This window comes from Altererythrobacter sp. H2 (assembly GCF_035319885.1).
In the GTDB taxonomy this organism is placed as follows: Bacteria; Pseudomonadota; Alphaproteobacteria; order Sphingomonadales; family Sphingomonadaceae; genus 34-65-8.
In genome coordinates, this window is record NZ_CP141285.1 from 1,116,543 (window position 1) to 1,135,717 (window position 19,175).

Genomic DNA, 19,175 nt, shown 5'->3' on the forward strand with positions numbered 1-19,175 from the left:
TCACGGTTAACCGGCTTTACGCGCTAGCAAGGTTTTGCCGCTAAGTCGTTCCTTGTGAGCGACAGACAGGGACATACTTCCGCGCTATCGGACAGTCTTGCGACGCGTGCGGTCATCGGTTTCGGTGACCGCGGCGGCGAAGGTTGGGCCCATCTGCGCGGCTTCCAGTACCCGCAGCTCTGGCGCAACCTTCACTGGCGCACCGGCATCTTCGCGGTCTCGACGAGCTTCCTGCTGCTTGCCAATGCGTCAGCCGGCCATCCTTTGCTTTTGGCAGGCTGGCTGGGCCTGCTGGCGCTGGTGCTGGGACACAACGCCCGGCTTGACCGGCAACTGGCCGATACGGACCGGCGGGCAATGGTGCCGGGCGAACTCTCCGGCTATCTGGTTGCGACAGCGGCAGTGGCTCTGGCGTGCTCGCTTCCCCTGGTTCTGGCGGCCCATGCCGGTGACTCCCGGGCCTTCCTGATCAGTTACCTGGTCGTGGCCACCACCGCCACCGCGCTGACTCTGGTCGCCTCCGCCCCGCCGGCCGCGACGATAGTTTTTGTCACGGTCAAGACTTTGGTGGCAGTCGCCTGTGCGCTACTGCTCGGCGAATTTGTAGCGGCCTTTGCAGCCGTGGCGATAGCGGCGGCGATCGGGATCGGCAGCGTCGAAATTTCCCGTTCCTACCTGCAGGCGCGCCTCTCCGAAGCGGCCATTGCCGAGAAGAGCGAAGTCGTCTCGCTCCTGCTGCGCGAATTCGAGGAAAACGAAGCCGACTGGCTGTGGCAGGTCGACACCCACCGCCGCATCCGCAAGGCTTCCCCGCGCTTCGCCTTTGCCCTGGGCCGGACTTCCGAGGATGTGGAGGGCAAGTCGTTCTTCGAACTCGTGGCCGGTGAAGCCTGGGACAGCGGCCAGTTCCCGCCAAGCCTGCATGATCTGGCCGAGCGTCTGAAACGGCGGGAGAGCTTTTCCAACCTGATCGTCAAAGTCACCATCAACCGGGAAAACCGCTGGTGGGAACTCTCCGGCACGCCGATGCTGGACGACCAGGGGGCGCATCTCGGCTTTCGCGGGGTCGGTTCGGATGTGACCGAACAGCGCGAGTCTTCGGAAAAGATTGCCTATCTCGCCCGGTACGACACGCTCACGGGGCTGCCTAACCGGCTGATGCTGAACGAGGCGCTGGGTGAAGCCATGCGCTATGCCAAGCAGTGGCGGACCCGCTGCGCCTTCCTGATGATCGATCTCGACCGGTTCAAGTCGATCAATGATTCGCTCGGCCACATGGTCGGGGACCAGTTGCTGGCCCAGGTCTCCCGCCGCCTGAAGGAGCTGGCCGGAGACAATGCGCTGATCGGGCGTCTCGGCGGTGACGAGTTCGCCATCGTCATCCGCGACGCATCGGAACAGGGCCTGGTCGAAAAGATCGCCCAGAGGGTGATCGACCGCCTCTCAAGGCCCTACGAGATCGACCATCACACCCTGTATGTTGGGCGCCAGTGTCGGCTCGGCCCAGGCCCCCAAGGACGGCAAGACGGTCGAGGAGCTGATGCGCAACGCCGATCTGGCGCTCTACCGGGCCAAGGATGAAGGCGGCGGCAGCCACTGCCAGTATGAGCCCTCGCTCCACGCCTCGGCGGAGGAGCGGCGCAAGCTCGAATTCGCCTTGCGCCGGGCGCTGGAACGGGAGGAACTGTTCCTCAATTATCAGCCGGTCGTCGACGCTAACAGCGAAGAGGTCGTCGGGTTCGAGGCGCTCGTGCGCTGGAACAGCGGCGAGCATGGCTTCGTCAGCCCCGCCAAGTTCATCCCGCTGGCGGAGGATACGCGCCTGATCGTGCCGATCGGCGAATGGGTGCTGGAACAGGCCTGCCGCGAGGCGGCCAACTGGCCCGCCCACGTCAAGATCAACGTCAACGTCTCGGCCGAACAGCTGGTCGAGCCTGACTTTCCCAAGATGGTGGTGCGCGCGCTCGCGGTAACCGGGCTTGATCCTGCCCGGCTCGAGCTGGAAGTGACCGAAAGCATCTTCCTGCGTGACGCGGACGTGGCCCGGCATGCGCTGGAGCAATGCATGGCCCTGGGGTGCAGCATCGCGCTCGACGACTTCGGCACCGGATATTCCTCGCTCGGCTACCTGCGCAAGCTGCAATTCACCACGATCAAGGTCGATCGCAGCTTTGTCCAGGGCGCATCGGAGCAGGATCCGGAAAGCCTCGCCATCATCCGGGCCGTGGTGGCCATGGCGCAAAGCCTTGACCTTACCACGACCGCCGAGGGCGTGGAGACGGAGGAACAGGCCGCGATGATCCGCACGATGGGCTGCGACAAGATCCAGGGCTACTATTTCGGGCGGCCGATGTCGGCCAGCGATGCCCAGGCCGTGTTCCTGCGCGCGCAGCGCCTCGCGAGTTAGGCAGCCGCCCCGGCCAGCTGGCGTACCGCGCTTTCGAACAGGGCCCGCCCGTCGGTGCCGCCATGCTCGGTTTCGATGGCGCGCTCAGGGTGGGGCATCATGCCGAGCACATTGCCGCTGGCGTTGAGAATCCCGGCGATGTTGCGCTGCGAGCCGTTGACCGCCTCGGCATAGCGGAATGCCACGCGCCCTTCGCCTTCCAGCCGGTCAAGCGTATCGCCATCGGTAAAGTAATTGCCATCGTGATGCGCCACCGGGATGGCGATGGTGGCGCCGCTGTCATAGCCGGCGGTAAACAGGCTCTGGTTGTTTTCGACCGTGAGCGAAACGGTGCGGCAGATGAAGGTCTGGCCAGCATTGCGCATCAGCGCGCCCGGCAGGAGCCCGGCCTCCGTCAGCACCTGGAAGCCGTTGCACACGCCCAGCACCGGCACGCCCCGCTCTGCCGCGCGCACAACCGAACGCATGATCGGGCTGGTCGCCGCCATGGCGCCGGAGCGGAGATAATCCCCGTAAGAAAAGCCGCCGGGCAGCGCGATGAAGTCCAGCCGGTCCGGCAGTTCGGCATCGCCGTGCCACACGCGCAAGGGCGCGGAGCCGGAAACCTTTTCCAGCGCGTCTGCCATGTCCCGGTCGCAATTCGAGCCGGGAAAGGTGATCACCGCTGCGCGAAACCCGCCCATCACACCGTCTCCGGTTTTTCGATCCGGTAATTCTCGATCACCATGTTGGCCAGCAGCTTGCGGCACATTTCGTCCAGCGCAGCGTCGCTGGTGTCATCGGCCACTTCCAGTTCGATCAGCCGCCCGATGCGGACGTCCTGCACGCCGTCAAAGCCAAGGCCTTCGAGTGCATGGTGGACCGCGCGCCCCTGCGGGTCGAGCACGCCGGGTTTGAGGCTGACATGGACGCGGACTATCATGGCGGGACTCCGGAATGGCTGGCAAATGGCTGGCTGCGCAAGGCCTATAGCGCGGCGTCGGTGCAAGGCAATCCACTGCGCCGCGCAGACAGGGCGGCGCGGGTCAATCTGTAACTTGTCTGCGCCGATCGATTGCGACACCATGACCGCTAGGTACGGGGGAAAATCGCCATGTCAGTCCGTTCGCTTGCCATGCTGGGCCTTGCCGCAGCCACGCTGCACACTGCACCTCTACGTGCCTGGCCGCCCGAGGAGCAGCAGAACCAGGAACTGCTGGCAATGCGCAAGGCGGCCGACGCGCTCGACGAAGCCAGCGATCCTGCAGCGTACCGCGCTGAATGGATCCGGATCCTCGAATTTGCCCGCACGCTTTACCCGGAAGGCTCGCCCGAACTGGCCCAGATCGAAGGGGAGCAGGTGGTCTCGGACTATTACCAGGGCGACGTGAGGGGCGCACTGGCGCGGACTGCCCGCGCCGCGGCAGTGCTGGAAACAGCGGGCAAGGACTGGGAAAACGAATGGATCGACCAGCTCAACGCGATGGTCGTGTTCAGCATGGCGTTGGGCCAGCATGGCGATGCGCTGGAACCGGCCCGCAAGATCCTCGCATGGCGCCTGGCAAACGACGCGGCCGAACCGAACACGCGGCTCGCCACCGCCTATTCCAACTATGCCCATGCCAACTTCGAATTCGGCAACTATGACCGTGCGATCGAACTTTCGCGGACAGCTATTGCCACCTCGCGCCTGATTGATCCGATGCCGCCCGAACCGGCCAACTTCTTCGCCAATCTCGGGGTCTATCTTGCGGCTGCCGGGCGGCTGGACGAGGCAATCGACGAAGCCCGCGAGATCCAGCTGGTGCTGGAACAGGTGCTCCCGGCGAACCACCCGTTCCTGGCATCGAACCTCAATCTGCTGGCAGTCACACTCGCTGATCTCGGGCGGCTGGACGAGGCCGAGAACACCTCGCGCCGCGCGCTCGACATCGCGGTAGCCCGGTTCGGGGAGGCGCCCGGCGCGATCCACTACATGACGACACTGGCGGATATCCTGTTGCGCCGGGGCAAGGCGGAGGAAGCACGGGCACTGGCCTCTGTGGCCAGCGAGAAGCTGCGGGCTGCCGTCGGCGAAGGGGAAAACCGCGCCCTGCTGGCGCGCGAGGTCCATGCCCGCGCGCTCGTTGCGCTGGGCGAACGGGATGCGGGCCTGGCCGAACTTGCTGCCGTGGCGCAGCTGCGCGCGGACAAGCTGCCGCCGTTTCATCGCGACCGGCTGACCGGGGCCGAGCGGCTGGCCGAGCTGGCGCTTTCGGCTGGCAACGTGGAGCTGGCGCTCGAAAGCCAGGCAGAGGCACAGCGGCTGCGGGCGGAGACTTTCCCTCCCGCAGCAATCGCCACAGCTGCGGGGGATGCCCGGCTCGCCGCGCTCGAAGCAAGATCGGGAAATGCCGCCGACGGCGCGGCGCGGGCGCGGGCGGCCGCCGCCGTGCTCGATCAAAGGCTGGCAGAATTGCAGATCACCGGATCGCAGCGTTCCGGGCGCGACCGCGAGATCCGGGCCGGCTACCGCTGGGCGCTCGATGCGGCGGTGACGGCAGGCGACCAGCAGCTTGCCTTCATCCTCGCCCAGGCCGCCATCGAAGGCGCCGCCGGGCAAGCCATGCGCGATGCGGCCCTGCGGGGCCAGGTGGACGATCCGGTGGTGGCCGAACTGCTCCGGGCGCGGCAGGACGCCGGGGTGGAATTGCAGGCGGCGCTTGACCGGCAACTGCGCCTGGCGGGGCGCGGTGCATCGGTTGAGGACAGGCTGACCGCGCAGGCCTGGCGGGAAAGTCTCGAGCAGAAGCTGGAGCAGACCAATGCAGCGGTACTGGCCGTCTTGCCCGATGCGTTCACCGGTGAACCCGCCACGCGGTTGACGCTGGCACAGGCACAGGCCGCTCTCGCGCCGGACGAGGTGCTGATGTTGGTGGCGAGCGGTGAGGCGCGCACGACCGTGTTCGCGGTCACCCGCGAAGCCGTGGCGGTCGACGCCCTGGAGACCGGATCGCGCGATCTTGCTGCGATGGTCGCGCGCTTGCGCGAAGGCCTCACTCCCGATGCAGTCCGGGGCGGGGCCGGGTTCGATCTGGGGCTGTCGCGCCAGCTTCATGCCATGCTGTTCGGCGGCGAAGCGGGGCTGCTGGCGGCCGGCAAGGCGCGGATGCTGGTCGCCGCCAACGGCGCGCTGTCTGCCTTGCCCTTTGCGGTGCTGGCCGGGGCAGGCGGCACGGACCTTAAGACGGCAGACTGGCTGGTGCGGCGGCACGCCTTGGTCACTCTGCCAAGCGTGTCGTCGCTGGCCGAGAAAGTCCGCAGTCAGGAGCCGCGCCGTCTGGCCAGCTTCGTTGCAGTGGGTGCGCCGCTGCTTGGGACAGAGGCCTCTGGCGGGGTTCAGGCATTCCGCTCGGCCAACCTCGCCCGGCAAGTGCGCGATCTGCCGGCGCTGCCGATGAGCGGGACGGAACTCACCCGGATCGGTGAAGCCCTCGCCGTCGGCAGCCAGACCATTCTCACCGGCCTCGATGCAACCGAGGCGGCCTTGCGAACCGAGCAAGTATCACGGGCCGATGTGCTGGCCTTTGCCACGCACGGTCTGCTGGCAGGCGAGCTTGAGGGGCTCGACGAGCCCGCGCTCGCGGTTACACCCACGGCGGACGACGACGGACTGCTGACAGCCGCCGAAATCATGCGGCTGCGGCTCGACAGCGAATGGATACTCCTGTCCGCCTGCAACACGGCGGCAGGCAGTGGAGTCGATGCCAGCGGACTTGCGGGGCTGGCGCGGGCCTTTCTCTACGCAGGCGGGCGCAACCTGCTCGCCAGCCACTGGGCGGTGCGGGACGATGCGGCCGCCGCGCTGTCGATCGGGACGATGCAGCGCTATGGCCAGGGTGCAGACCCGGCAGAGGCCCTGCGCCAGGCCATGCTGGCGATGATCGATGGCGAAGGCGGGCCGGGCGGCTCGGCACAGCCGCTGCTGTGGGCACCCTTCGTGTTTATTGGTCGCTGACTTCCCTCGGGAGGATCACGATTTCGACTGCCCTATCCGGATCAAGGAACCGCTGCGCCATCGCCTGCACATCGGCCGGGGTGAGCGCCTCGTAACGCGCCTTCGCATCCAGAAACCGGCCAATCTCATCCGGCTGGCTCTGTGCCCGGCGGGCCAGCGCCAGCCACCCGGCGTTGGATTTCAGCGTATTTTCAAGCCGCTCTAGGATTGGCTGCCGGGCACGCTGGAATGTGTCGGCATCGACCGGGGCGGCGCGCAGGGCAGCCAGGCTTTCGCGGATGGCCGCACTGGTTGCCCCAACCTCATCGGGCGTGACGGTCGCCGTCACGCTGAAGGTGCCGTAGCCGGGCCAGACATCGCTCTGCTGGTTGGCGACACCAGGCGAGTAGGTCTTGCCGAGCTTTTCGCGCAGGGTTTCGGTCACTTCGAGGTCGACCACGGCCCGCAGCAGCGCCAGGGTCGACACGGCCACCGCATCGCTGTCGTCGATGGTCGGCCAGACCTGCCGGACCAGCGCCTGGTCAGCGCCGCCGCCGTGGCGCAGCACCCGGCGGGATCGGTCGGCGGTAAAGCTGCGGTCACGGTTGTCGGCATAGGTGCGGAACTGGTCTTCGCGCGGCGGCAAGGCGCCAAGGGTGCGCGCGACCAGATCGATTGCAGCCTGCTCGTCAATATCGCCTACCAGCGCGAGCTCGATCGCCCCGCTGCCTAGCCGGTCACCCAGCGCGGCCTTCAGGACACCGAAATCGAGCGCGGCATAGGCCTCTTTCGGCTGGAGCGAAAAGCGCGGGTCGTTGTCCGACAGGATCTCGCCTTCGCGCACCGACAGGACGCTGCGGGGGGTAGCCTCGATCCGGGCAAAGTAATCGTCCAGCCCGTTGCGGTAGCGCACGACGGCTTCGGGGCGGTAGCCGGGGTCGGTCAGATAGGCAGCCATCAGGTGTAGCTGAAGCTCCAGGTCGCGCACCGTCGTGGCGGCATCGATCCGGAAGGAATCGCTGTCGGCGGCAAGCGATGCCCCGACCGTGCGCCCCGCCAGCACCGACTGGAGTTCGTCAAACGAATGCTGGCCCAGACCGCCCGACGCGAACAGGCCGGTGAGGGCCGTCGCCAGCGGTGCCTCGCGGGTGTCGAGGAGGCTGCCGCCGTCAAGCGTAAGCGCCACGCGGACCCGGTCCTGCTCCAGTTCGGTGCGCTTGAGATTGAGCATGACCCCGTTGGCAAAGCGCAGGGTGCGGATGCCGAGTGCCGGTTCGACGCTGTCGGCCACTACGGTGCCGGGCTGGCCGAATTCGGTATAGGCGAACTTAGTGCTGGCCGCAGCCTCCTGCGGCAGGACCTCCGCTGCCATGGCCGTGTCGAACACTGCCCGCAGGGCCTCTGCCCCGCCGGTCGGTGCGGCACGCCCCTGATAGCGGATCAGTGCCTCGTCGAGCGGGAGGGCGTGGCCTTTCAGGGCGTCCAGCACCAGGGCAGGGGTGGCGCGCGCGGCAACCGCTTCAAACAGGGCCAGCTGGTCTTGCGGTGAGACAGGAATCCGGCCGTCGCGGGCCAGTGCGATTCCGGCGTTGGCGAAGGCGGCGTTGGTCCGCGTGGCGGCCCCGGCGACTGCATTTTCGTAAGCGGTGCGCAGGCGGGCAAGCTGTTCCGCCAGTTCGGCCTCGGAGAAACCGTACGTCATGGCGCGGCGATATTCGGCGATCGCCGCTTCCATCCCGCGCTGCCACTGGCCGTCAATGGCATTGACGGTGAGCGAGGTCTGCCGCGCCGTCTCGAAAACGTCTCCGGTACCGAAGCCGGCGGCACGGAACGGCGGGTTGTCGGCCAGGGCCAGCCGCTGCAGGCGGCGGTTGACGATTGCGGTTGCCAGATTGCGGAGCAGATCGGCTTCGCGCGCGGCGCGGGTGTCGGGCTCTTCGATCCACGGCCCGTTGCGGACAAGCAGCACCTGTTCGTCAAGCGAAGGATCGAGATGGATGTCGGTCGCGCCGCGGTAATCCGGGTCAAACGGGCCGGCATCGGGCTGAGGATCGGCGGGCGCGGGTTGCCAATCGGAAAAACGGACGCGGATCTTCGCTTCCACTTCGGCCGGGTCGAAATCGCCGACCACCACCAGCGTGGTCTTGGCAGGTACATAGTTGCGCTGCCAGAAGCCCTTCAACGTGGCGGCATCGGCAGTCGCCACGTCTTCCCGGTCGCCCACGGGAAAGCGGCTCGAAAAGCGCGAACCGGGAAACATGAAATCGATCTGGTCGGCCGAGTTGAGCAGCGCATAGGTGGTCCGGTCGCGCCGCTCTGACAGCATCACGCCGCGTTCGCGCTCCACCGCGGCGGGATCGAACAGCAGCTCGCTGGCAGTCTCGCGCATCAGCATCAGTGCGGTATCGAGCAGGGCCGGATCGTTGCGCGGCAGGTCAAGCCGGTACTGGGTGTAGTCGAAGGCGGTCGCGGCATTGGTGTCGGCACCGAAGGCAAGGCCGAGCCGCTCCAGCAGCTTGACCATCTCGCCTTCAGGCACGTTGGTGGAGCCGTTGAAGGCCATGTGTTCGACATAATGGGCGAGGCCGCGCTCGCCGTCCCGCTCGTCAAGCCGCCCGGCGGAGACTTCCATCCGCACCAGCGCAGTGCCTTCCGGGCGGTCGTTGCGGCGGATGACGTAGCGCATGCCGTTGTCGAGCTGGCCGAAGATCCAGCCTTGTTCCGCCGCAAGGTCGCTCTGCTCGAATGCCCAGGTTACGGGTTCGGAAGCAGGTTCGCGGGCCGCGAGGGGAGTAACCGCCAGCAAGGCAGCGGCAGAAGCAATCAGCAGGTGTTTCAGCATGATGGTACCTATGCCTGTCCAAGCTGAACCCGGCAAGAACACGCGCGGCGCCATCTTGGCGGTTTTTCAACCCATCGGCGCTAATGCGGGCAACGATGAAGATGGATCTCGTTTACAATCCCACGGCGGGCAGCTTTCGGCCACGGCGGCTCGACCAGCTCGTCGAGGCGTTCCGCGCATTCGGGATCGACGCCCGGCCGATGGCTACCAGCCCGGAAGGCGCGCGCCTGTCGGGCGATGCGGATCTGGTATGCGTCCACGGCGGGGACGGAACCTTGCGCGATACCGTGCAGGCCATGGGCGGTGCCGTGGCCACTGTCCCGCTGGCGATTGCCCCGGCGGGCACGATCAATCTGGTCGCGCGGGAACTTGGGTACCACCGCGATCCGGCCCGGCTGGCAGCGCAGATCGCCGCTGCCTGGGAACTTGGGAGCAAGAGCTGGGTCTACTCGCCGCTGCATCGGCTGGGCGAGATGCCGATTGTCTCGTGCGTCAGCATCGGGCCCGACAGCCATGCCGTGGCGGCTGTCTCAGGCACGCTCAAGCGGCGGATCGGGCGCTATGCCTATGTCGTGGCGATGATGCGGCTGATGCGCCGCTGGCCGCGTGATCCCCTGTCCATCCGGGGCGAACTGGCTGACGGAACGCCGTTCTCCTGCGAGGCGGAGGCGGCAATCGTTTCCCACGGCGCGCTCTATGGTGGGCCGTTCAAGCTGAGTGCGCGGGCGTCATTGCTGTCGGATTCGGTTGAGCTGATCACCATTAACCGTTCGACCCGCCGCAGCGCGCTGGCCCTCACCGGCGCGGCCATGCTGCACCTGTCGGTCGACCGGCTGGGACTGGCGGAAATCCGCACCTGCCGCCGGATCGAGTTCGACCGCTGCGTCAGCCCGGTGCAGGTCGACGGTGACCACATGCCGGGCTGCGCCTATGCCATCGGCCCGAGCAATCTCGCGCTGGCCTACTGCGTCTAGCGGTTATTTCTTCGGCTTGGGGCTGGTGCGCAGGCGCCCGCGATGGGCGTTGAAATCGAACACTTCGCCCGGGCCGTTCTCGTCCGTGCCGAGCAGGCCAAGCCGCCGTGCCACTTCCTGGTAGGCCTCTTCCTCACCACCAAGGTCACGGCGGAAGCGGTCCTTGTCCAGCTTTTCGCCGGTCTTCATGTCCCACAGGCGGCAGCCATCGGGGCTGATTTCGTCAGCCAGGATCACGCGGCTGTAGCTGTCCTGATCCCAGATCCGCCCGAATTCCAGCTTGAAGTCGACCAGGCGGATGTCGATCGCGGCGAACATGCCGCTCATGAAGTCGTTGATGCGGATGGCCATGCTGGCGATGTCCTGCATCTCTTCCGGGCCGGCCCAGTTGAAGCAGGCGATATGTTCCTCGGAGATCAGGGGATCACCCAGGGCATCGTCCTTGTAATAGTATTCGATCAGGGTGTGCGGCAACGGATCGCCTTCGGGAATGCCGAGGCGCTTGGAAATGCTGCCGGCCGCGATGTTGCGCACCACCACCTCGATCGGGATGATCTCGACCTGCCGCACCAGCTGTTCGCGCATGTTGAGGCGGCGGATGAAGTGGGTCGGGATGCCGATGTGGGCGAGCCGGGTGAAGACATATTCGCTGATGCGGTTGTTGATCACGCCCTTGCCGTTGATCGTGCCGCGTTTCTCCGCGTTGAAGGCGGTGGCATCATCCTTGAAGTACTGGATCAGGGTGCCCGGCTCCGGCCCTTCATAGAGGATCTTGGCCTTGCCTTCGTAGATCTGGCGGCGACGGGACATGCGGGCTTCCTTGCGCAAGAAATGCAGCGCCCCGGCACGCGCTTTGGCGGAGCCGGGGCCTCTGTCGGGCCAATACAGCGAAAGCGGCCACGTGGCAATTGCCGCGCAGACGGGTTCGCCCACTCCGCAGCCTGGCGAGGAAACGCAAACAGGAACGGGCCCGGCACGGGCCCGCAAGCGCGACCGCGCGCCCGCAGCGAAGCGAGGAAATTCAACATGAGGAGAATGGTGCCTCGGGGCGGGTTCGAACCACCGACACCACGATTTTCAATCGTGTGCTCTACCAACTGAGCTACCGAGGCTTGCACTCTGCGGGCGGCCAAACTGGCCGGCGAGCGGTTGGAAGCGCGCCTATGGCGAAGCGCGCCAGCTTTGGCAAGGGGGTTTGGCCGGGTGTGGTGGCTGCGAATTCAGTCGTCGTTCTGGCGCACCACTTCGGCGGCGATTTCCTCGGGCAGGGCAGGACGGCCGGGCACGGCGTAACCGTCGCCGAACCACTGCGCCAGGTCACGGTCGCGGCAGCGGCTGGAGCAGAACGGCGCGTGCTCGGCGACTCGCGGCTTGCGGCAGATCGGGCAGGGGCGGGCGCTAGTGCTCATCCGGCACGATCTGGGCACAAGCCGCTTCCAGTGCAAGCCCGGGATCGGTTTCGAGACGCAGGGGGCGGCCGGTGCGCCGGTCAAGTTCGGCGAGCCATTCGGGCTTGAGCTTCGCTTTGAGCGCAGGGTGCACGGTCAGCAAGGTCACGCCCGGACCATCGACCCGCTCGGCCCGGCGCAGGGCGATCCGCGCTGCAGCGCCAACCCGCGAAAGGGAGACCCGCCGCAGGATCGAAGTTCGCGTCAGGCGGGCGATAATCTGAACGAAGCCGAAGCCATTCATGGAGGTGCGTTCGTGCGGCCACCCTGCCAGCGCTTCCGCCAGTGCGTGGTCAACCGCCTGTCGGTCCGCCTTGTCCGTCAGGGTCGGAAAGTCGATGCCGATATTGCCCGCCAGATCGAACCGGCGCAGCGCCCCGGCGAGGGCCGGAATCGCATTCATGGAAACCGCTTCCACCGGATAGCCATCCACGTCTACCAACGTCATCGCGGGGGTGTCGGCGAACAAGAGGGTGCCGCCGTGAAAGGGAACTTCCCCGCTCCACGCCTCGGCAAACAGTTCCTCCCAGTCGGCTTCGTCCGGAAAGCGGTGCACGATGCGGACTGAATGTCCTTCGCTTTGCAGGCTGTCCGCCAAAGTGGGCCAGGGGTTTGCCGGAAGCTCTGTTCTGGTGGCCTGGGCCCGTTTGAGCCGCCCACGCTCGGCCATTGCCTCGCGCTCCACCACCACGCGGACCATGGTGCCTTCGCTGTCTGACTTGGGCAGGCGCCGGGCGTGCGCTTCGGTGCCGTCCGGCAGGCGGACGAGGGCATGATGCGTGCCGGGGAAACGGTGGGTGACGAGGGCCTCGACCACCGCGCCTGCCGGGATCGTGCCGGGCCACTGCATTCGCGCCGCGACGATCCGTCCATCATCGATCCGGACCGCGCGCTGTTCGCCGATCCCCTCTTCCACCAGCCACTCAGCCAAGGCTAAATCCGGCGGCCAGCAGGAGCGTGCGGGTTTCGTAAAGCGGCAATCCGACCACGCCCGAATGGCTGCCGTCGATCCGCCGGATCAGCCCTTCGGCGCTTCCCTGGATGGCGTAGCCGCCCGCCTTGCCGTGCCATTCGCCGCTGGCGAGATAGGCGGTGATTTCGTCTGGCGAGAGACGCTTGAACACCACCACCGTCTCGCTCATGCGCTCGCGCAGAGTTCCGTCGGGGCTGCGCAGAGCGATTGCTGACAGCACCCGGTGGCGGCGACCGGACATCAGTTCGAGGCATTTGCGTGCGGTCGCTTCGTCCTCTGCCTTGGGCAGGATGCGTCGGCCGACCGCAATCACGGTGTCGCCGGCCAGCACGTGTGCACTGTCAGATGCCGCAGCGACCGCCTTCTCACGCGCCATGCGGCGGGCATAGTCGCGCGGCAGTTCAGCCTTGCCGGGGGTTTCGTCGATGTCAGCCGGAGCCACTGCGTCAGGCACGATACCGATCCGCGCCAGCAGTTCGCGGCGGCGGGGGCTGGCAGAGGCGAGAACGAGTGTGGGCTGTCCCACGCGTGGTTACTGCGGGCCGGGGCCGCCGCGTCCGGGCATGAAGCGGTAGGTGATGCGGGCCTTGGTCAGGTCATAAGGCGTCAGTTCGCACAGCACCTCGTCACCCACCAGCACGCGGATGCGGTTCTTGCGCATCTTGCCTGCAGTATGACCAAGAACTTCGTGGCCGTTTTCGAGCTCGACCCGGAACATCGCGTTGGGCAGCAATTCCACTACCTTGCCGCGCATTTCGAGGAGTTCTTCTTTGGCCATGTAATTCCGTTTTCCGTTGGTGTGCTGTCAGTCGGTCGCGCCCCATAGCGGGGGGCGCGGGAAAAGGAAAGCCTCGCGCGCAAAGGTGCCGGTTTCTGCGAACGACCTATATGCACCGACGAGCGACGGACCGTTACAATTCGCGTCTCGTATCTACTGTGTAAATCCCGCATGGGCACCGCTTGTTCCCCGGTGCGTTCCCCCAGAGCACTTCACATGAAAGTCTGCCCCTTGACCCGCTTTGCGTCTCTCCCCCTGCTTGCGCTAGTTCTGGCTGTTCCGGCCGTTGCGCAGGATGCTGTCGACGATGTCGAAGGTGCGATCGTTGTTCGTGCTGACCGCATCCCCGGCCAGGTCAATGTCGATGTCGCTCCGGTCGACACGCTCGATGCCGAAGACATCCAGGCGATCGGGGCCACATCGATTGCCGATCTGCTGACCGCCATCTCTCCCCAGACCGGCTCGGCCCGTGGCCGCGGCGGCGGCGGGCAACCGGTATTCCTGGTGAACGGAATCCGGATCGGATCGCCGCGCGAGTTCCGTTCGTACCCGCCCGAGGCGATTGCCAAGGTGGAGGTATTCCCGGAAGAGGTCGCCCAGCGGTTCGGCTTCCCGGCGGATCGGCGCGTGGTCAACTTCGTGCTCAAGAACAACTTCGCCAGCCGTGAGGTCGAATTCGAATACGAGCAGCCTGACCGCGGCGGTTATTCGCGGACCGAGCAGGAATTCAGCATGTTGCGGATTGCCGACGGTGGCCGGCTCAATCTCAGCCTGGAATTTTCCGATGTGTCGCTGCTGAGCGAAGGCGAGCGCGGCGTGATCCAGCCCGAAGTCCCGGTCGCGCCACTGCCCGGTGACCCTGATCCGGCCGATTACCGCAGCCTTGTTCCGGACACTGCCGAAATCCAGGCCTCCGCCAACTGGGCCAAGAGCTTCATTGACACCGGCTCAAGCGTCAGCCTCAACGCCAATTACCAGCGCAACCGCTCGCGCAGCCTGTCGGGCCTCGACACGGTCATTCTGACCGACCCCGACGGGGCGTCGGTCCTGCGCAGTCTCAACCGCGCAGATCCGCTCGAACGGCGCAGCCAGACCGATACGTTCGCCTCAGCCGGCAGTTACACCCGGCCCGTAGGCGATTTCCAGCTGACCGGCACGTTTGACGCCAGCCTGGGCAAGACCCGGACCGAGATCGAACGCCGGGCCAGCACCTCGCGCCTGGTTGCCGACGCGGCGGCGGGGCGGCTGGCAATCGACACGCGGTTCCTCAACACCGACGATGCCGGTTTCGACATTGCCAACAGCAAGGTCATTAACGCCACCAGCCTGTTCACCGCGCGCGGCACCCCGGTGTTCCTGCCAGCCGGCGATCTTTCGACCACGTTTGACTTCGGCTATGACTGGACGCGGATCGACAGCGACGACACACGGTCCGGCACTGCCGCGCGCCTGACCCGGGGCGATCTGTCCGGCGGGGTCAACGTGGTCGTGCCGGTTACCAGCCGCCGCGAAGGGTTTCTCGACGCAATCGGCGATGTCTCGCTCAGCGGGCAGGCCGGGTTCAACCGCCTTTCCGATTTCGGCACGCTCTATGACTGGAGCGGCGGGGTGAACTGGTCTCCGCTTGAAGGTGTGGACCTGCAGGCGACCTATACCTGGCGCGAGGTGGCTCCGGGGCTGACCCAGCTGGGCAACCCGATCATCACCGATTTCAACGTGCCGGTGTTCGACCTGACACGCGGCGAAACCGTGCTCGCCTCGGTCACCACGGGCGGCAATCCGGCGCTGCTGGCGGAGACCCAGAAGGACTGGAAATTCAGCGCCAACCTGGAGGTTCCCTTCATCGAGGGGGCGCAGCTGCAGGTCGATTACATCCGCAACCGTTCGGACAATGTCACTTCCTCGTTTCCGCTGCTCACCCCGGCCATCGAAGCCGCTTTTGCGGGCCGGGTGACGCGTGGCACCGACGGTACCCTGCTGGCGATTGATCGCCGTCCGGTGACATTCGCGGAAACCCGTGCAGAGCGGCTTGCCTTCGGCCTGACCATGCGCGGCAGCTTTGGCGAGGCGCAGCCGCAGGGTGAAGGCGGCCCGCCCCGAGGTGGTCCGCCGCCGGGAATGGGCGGCGCCCCCAGTGATGAGCAACGCCAGCGCTTCACCGCGTTCCGCGAACGGCTCTGTGCGGCAGACGGCGAAGATTACATGGTTTCGCTGGCCGCCGCGATTGACCGCGGCGAAACGCCGCCCGATGCGCCCGAGGGATTTGATGCTGAACAGGCGAAGCGGATGCTCGACCGCTTCCGGGCTGAGGACGGCAGCATCGACCGCGCCCGCCTGGCGCAGTTCCGCAGCATGATGTGCAGCAGCGACGGTGCGCCCATGGCTGCCGCTGGCGGTCAGCCCGCAGCCGGCGGTCCGCCGCGCGGCCGTGGCGGCAGGGGCGGGATGGGCGGCTTCGGCCCTGGCGGAGATAACCGCGGCCGTTATTTCGTGACCCTGACCCACACGATCGAGCTGAACAACACCGTGCTGATCGCACCCGGAGTGCCGGTGCTGGACCAGCTGGATGGCGAAGGCCTGGCCGCCAACGGTTTCCCGCGCCATTCCTCGCGGCTTGAGGGTGGGGTGTTCCGCAACGGCTGGGGTGTGCGCGCGTCGGGTGTCTACACCGGCAAGGCGCGGGTCAACGGCAGCGGGCTGCCGGGCAGCACCGACCTGTTCTTTGACGATCTGGCCACGCTCGACCTGCGGCTGTTTGCCGATCTCGGCCGCCTGACCAAGACGGAGAAGGGCTTCCTCAAGGGGTTCTCCGTATCGCTGATCGCCAACAACGTGCTCGACGGGCAGCGCAGGGTGACCGACAGCAATGGCGATACCCCGCTCGCGTTCCAGCCGTTCCTGGTCGATCCGGTCGGGCGTTACCTGGGGATCGACCTGCGCAAGATGTTCTGACGGGGAACCTGTCCCCTGGCCTGACGTTGCCTTTCCAGCATCCCAAATTGCCGGAAAGGAGGGCCCGTGGCCCAGGAAACGCAGAAAGACATCGCTGAAAAAGCGCAGGCGCTGAAGGGCAAGGGGCAGGGCGACAGGGCCTATCGCGAGCGCCAGACGCCGACCGCCGGCAAAGGCGCGCAGCCGACCGAAGGCAGCGACGCCCCCCCGTCAGGCGCACTCGAGGCCGAGGGGCAGCGGCCTGTGCTGGAACGCAGCCGCAAGGTCCGCTGAGGAGCAAAACGATGAATGTACCCCCGAAAGCCCACGTAGCCGTGGTCGATGGTTCGCGCTTCCTCCTCCTCCGCAACGGATCGGATGCCCGCTATCCAGCGCTGGAACTGGTGGGCGAACCCGATCTCGATCCGACCAACCGCAGCCAGGGCAAGCTGCGCCACTCGATTACCTCGACCCCGGAAGCGGGCAATGATCTGGACGAGGCGGCCCATGTGGCGGCAGCGGCCGAGTGGCTCAACCATGCTGTGCTCACCCAGAAGATCGACGATCTGATCGTGGTCGCCGACAAGCGTTCGCTCGGTGAGTTGCGGCGTCATTATCACAAGGAACTGGAAGCCCGGCTGCGCGGGGAACTGGGCAAGGCGCTGACCAATGTGCCGATTAACCAGATCGAGCAGGCGATCAGCGACGCCTGAGCCGGTCAGCCGCGGGTGTGATAGAAATCGTAAATCTGCCGCGCCACCCCGGCACTGACCCCGGGCGCGCGTTGCAAATCTTCCAGCGACGCGGCGCGGACCTTGCTCGCCGTGCCGAAGTGCAGCAGCAGCGCGCGCTTGCGGGCCGGGCCAATGCCGGGGATCTCGTCCAGCGGGCTGGCGGTTATCGCCTTGCTCCGCCTGGCCCGGTGCGCCCCGATGGCAAAGCGGTGCACCTCGTCGCGCAGGGTCTGGAGATAGAACAGCACCGGTGAATTGACCGGCAGGGTCTTTTCCCGCCCGTCGGGGAAGTGGAACACCTCGCGCCCCTCGCGCCCGTGGTGCGGCCCCTTGGCGATGGCGATCAGCGGCACGTCCTCGATCCCCATTTCCGCCAGAGTATCGTGCACCGCGCTCATCTGCCCTTTCCCGCCATCGATCAGGACGAGGTCGGGCCATTCCTCCCCGGAACGGGGAGGGGGACCGCGACGCGAAGCGTCGGGGTGGTGGGGCACCTTCGCTATATCGTCCGCTCCATCGGAGGGTGCCCCTCCACCATGCTGCGCATGGTCCCCCTCCCCATTCTGGGGAGGATCCGCCAAAGCCCGAAACCGCCGCTGCATCACTTCGCGCATCATCGCGAAGTCATCGTTGCCCTGCGCTTCGCGGATGTTGAATTTGCGGTACTGCCCTTTGCGCAGCCCCTCCGGCCCGGCGACGACCATCGCGCCGACGGCCTTGGTGCCCTGGATATGGCTGTTGTCGTAGACCTCGATCCGGTCCGGCACGTCGGGCAGTTCGAGGAATTCGCTCAGCTCGCGCAGCACTTTCGCCTTCGAGCCGGTTTCGGCCATCCGCCGCTCCAGCGCCTCAACTGCGTTGCGGCTGGCCTGCTCCATCAACCGCCGCCGGTCGCCGCGTTGGGGAATCGAGACGGTGACCCGGTGCCCTGCCGCTGCGCCCAGCGCTTCGCCCAGCAGTTCCGCTTCGGGCAGTTCACGGTCGACCAGGATCGTGCGTGGTGGCGGGACTTCCTCGTAGAATTGCAGCAGGACATCAGCCAGCACTTCGGCGTCTTCGATGCCCTGTGTGTGGGCGGGGAAGAAGGCGCGGTGACCCCAGTTCTGCCCGCCCCGGATGAAAAAGGCCTGTACCGCGATCTGCCCGCCTTTGCTGGCGAGCGCGAACACGTCGGCATCGCCCACCCCGGCAGCGTTGATCGCCTGGCTGCCCTGAATGAAGGTCGCCGCGCGCAGCCGGTCGCGCAGCATGGCGGCAGTCTCGAAATCGAGCGCCGCGGCGGCGCTGGCCATCTGCCGCTCCAGATCCTGCTGTACGGCAGACGACTTGCCGCCAAGAAAATCCTTCGCCTGGGCGACGAGCTTGTCATAACCTGCCTCGTCGATCCGCCCGACGCAGGGGGCCGAGCAGCGCTTGATCTGGTAGAGCAGGCACGGCCGGTCGCGGTTGTTGAAGAAACTGTCGGTGCAGCTGCGCAGCAGGAACAGCTTCTGCAGCGCATTGATCGTGGTGTTGACCGACCCGGCGCTGGCGAAAGGGCCATAGTAATTGCCCTTGGCCTTGCGCGCCCCGCGATGCTTCTGGATGCGGGGAAAGGCATGGTCGGCGCGCAGCAGGATGAAGGGGAAGCTCTTGTCGTCGCGCAGCAGCACATTGAACGGCGGGCGGAAACGCTTGATCAGCTGCGCTTCCAGCAGCAGCGCCTCCGCCTCGCTGTTGGTGACGACGATGTCCATGCTGCGGGTCTGGCTGACCATGCGCAGCAGCCGGCTGGAGAGGTTGGCGATCTGGGTATAGTTCGCCACCCGCGCCTTCAGGCTGCGCGCCTTGCCGACATAGAGCACGTCGCCGCGCGCATCGACCATGCGGTAGACACCCGGTTGCGGCTTGAGCGTGGCCACCGTTTCGCGGATCGCCTTGACCCCGCCTTCAAGGTCGGGCTGGGCACTGGCGACCGTATAGGCGGCGCGTTCCTCGTTGAAACGCTCCTTACTACCGGGATTGGGGCCTCGGGGGTCGTGCGGGGTTCCGGCGGGGGTACGGGCCATGGCCAAGCGAGATAGGAATCTTGCGCCCGCTTGGCAAACCCGCAATGGGCGGGGGGTGAGCCAGCAATTCGATGTCATAGTTTTG

16 protein-coding genes and 1 tRNA gene are annotated in these 19,175 nt (G+C 66.4%); 7 read left to right on the forward strand and 10 right to left on the reverse strand.

The features are described from left to right. Window positions 1-54 precede the first annotated feature (54 nt). Both U4960_RS05650 and U4960_RS05655 read left to right on the forward strand, forming a co-directional pair. Window positions 55-1,581, forward strand: coding sequence for a GGDEF domain-containing protein (locus U4960_RS05650; protein WP_324262597.1), 1,527 nt, complete (start codon window positions 55-57; stop codon window positions 1,579-1,581). Continuing rightward, window positions 1,478-2,407, forward strand: coding sequence for a putative bifunctional diguanylate cyclase/phosphodiesterase (locus U4960_RS05655; RefSeq protein ID WP_324262598.1), 930 nt, complete (start codon window positions 1,478-1,480; stop codon window positions 2,405-2,407). Before U4960_RS05650 ends, U4960_RS05655 begins: the two co-directional genes overlap by 104 nt. Here U4960_RS05655 and purQ read toward each other — a convergent pair. Further along, on the reverse strand, window positions 2,404-3,090 hold the full coding sequence (gene purQ, locus U4960_RS05660; protein ID WP_324262599.1) for a phosphoribosylformylglycinamidine synthase subunit PurQ: 687 nt from the start codon (window positions 3,088-3,090) through the stop codon (window positions 2,404-2,406). The two genes, U4960_RS05655 and purQ, sit on opposite strands and share 4 nt — an antisense overlap. Further along, window positions 3,090-3,329, reverse strand: coding sequence for a phosphoribosylformylglycinamidine synthase subunit PurS (gene purS, locus U4960_RS05665; RefSeq protein ID WP_324262600.1), 240 nt, complete (start codon window positions 3,327-3,329; stop codon window positions 3,090-3,092). The genes purQ and purS overlap by 1 nt, the downstream gene beginning before the upstream one ends. A gap of 171 nt (window positions 3,330-3,500) precedes the next feature. Here purS and U4960_RS05670 point away from each other — a divergent pair, with 171 nt between their 5' ends. After that, a complete protein-coding gene (locus tag U4960_RS05670) occupies window positions 3,501-6,383 on the forward strand; it encodes a CHAT domain-containing protein (protein ID WP_324262601.1) in 2,883 nt (960 codons plus the stop codon). Here U4960_RS05670 and U4960_RS05675 read toward each other — a convergent pair. Then, window positions 6,370-9,204 (reverse strand): M16 family metallopeptidase, encoded by a 2,835-nt coding sequence (locus U4960_RS05675; RefSeq protein WP_324262602.1) that lies wholly within the window; start codon window positions 9,202-9,204, stop codon window positions 6,370-6,372. The two genes, U4960_RS05670 and U4960_RS05675, sit on opposite strands and share 14 nt — an antisense overlap. Window positions 9,205-9,299: 95 nt before the next feature. On the opposite strand from U4960_RS05675, the gene U4960_RS05680 reads away from it, so the two are divergent. Next, the gene (locus tag U4960_RS05680; RefSeq protein WP_324262603.1) at window positions 9,300-10,178 is read left to right on the forward strand and encodes a diacylglycerol/lipid kinase family protein; all 879 of its coding nucleotides are present in this window, start codon (window positions 9,300-9,302) and stop codon (window positions 10,176-10,178) included. A 3-nt stretch (window positions 10,179-10,181) separates the two neighbouring features. On the opposite strand, the gene purC is transcribed toward U4960_RS05680, so the two are convergent. The 6 genes from purC to infA all read right to left on the reverse strand — a co-directional run bounded on the left by purC (window position 10,182) and on the right by infA (window position 13,377). Continuing rightward, window positions 10,182-10,988, reverse strand: coding sequence for a phosphoribosylaminoimidazolesuccinocarboxamide synthase (gene purC / locus U4960_RS05685; protein WP_324262604.1), 807 nt, complete (start codon window positions 10,986-10,988; stop codon window positions 10,182-10,184). Window positions 10,989-11,214: 226 nt separating this feature from the next. Further along, a tRNA-Phe gene (locus U4960_RS05690) sits at window positions 11,215-11,290 on the reverse strand. 108 nt (window positions 11,291-11,398) lie between these two features. Beyond that, on the reverse strand, window positions 11,399-11,587 hold the full coding sequence (locus U4960_RS05695) for a DNA gyrase inhibitor YacG (protein WP_324262605.1): 189 nt from the start codon (window positions 11,585-11,587) through the stop codon (window positions 11,399-11,401). Beyond that, window positions 11,577-12,557 (reverse strand): ribonuclease, encoded by a 981-nt coding sequence (locus tag U4960_RS05700; RefSeq protein ID WP_324262606.1) that lies wholly within the window; start codon window positions 12,555-12,557, stop codon window positions 11,577-11,579. Before U4960_RS05700 ends, U4960_RS05695 begins: the two co-directional genes overlap by 11 nt. Next, complete coding sequence (locus tag U4960_RS05705; protein WP_324262607.1) at window positions 12,550-13,125, reverse strand: Maf family protein; 576 nt, start codon at window positions 13,123-13,125, stop codon at window positions 12,550-12,552. Before U4960_RS05705 ends, U4960_RS05700 begins: the two co-directional genes overlap by 8 nt. A gap of 6 nt (window positions 13,126-13,131) precedes the next feature. Next, window positions 13,132-13,377: a translation initiation factor IF-1 gene (gene infA / locus U4960_RS05710; RefSeq protein WP_047806247.1), complete on the reverse strand. Its 246-nt coding sequence runs from the start codon at window positions 13,375-13,377 to the stop codon at window positions 13,132-13,134. Between the two features lie 216 nt (window positions 13,378-13,593). On the opposite strand from infA, the gene U4960_RS05715 reads away from it, so the two are divergent. The 3 genes from U4960_RS05715 (at window position 13,594) to U4960_RS05725 (ending at window position 17,021) form a co-directional block, all read left to right on the forward strand. After that, window positions 13,594-16,329, forward strand: a complete 2,736-nt coding sequence (locus U4960_RS05715; protein WP_324262608.1) for a hypothetical protein — start codon at window positions 13,594-13,596, stop codon at window positions 16,327-16,329. Between the two features lie 66 nt (window positions 16,330-16,395). Beyond that, a complete protein-coding gene (locus U4960_RS05720) occupies window positions 16,396-16,602 on the forward strand; it encodes a hypothetical protein (protein ID WP_324262609.1) in 207 nt (68 codons plus the stop codon). An 11-nt stretch (window positions 16,603-16,613) separates the two neighbouring features. Beyond that, window positions 16,614-17,021, forward strand: a complete 408-nt coding sequence (locus tag U4960_RS05725) for a host attachment protein (RefSeq protein WP_324262610.1) — start codon at window positions 16,614-16,616, stop codon at window positions 17,019-17,021. A gap of 5 nt (window positions 17,022-17,026) precedes the next feature. Here U4960_RS05725 and uvrC read toward each other — a convergent pair whose 3' ends face one another. Next, complete coding sequence (gene uvrC, locus U4960_RS05730; RefSeq protein WP_324262611.1) at window positions 17,027-19,090, reverse strand: excinuclease ABC subunit UvrC; 2,064 nt, start codon at window positions 19,088-19,090, stop codon at window positions 17,027-17,029. Window positions 19,091-19,175: the final 85 nt, after the last annotated feature.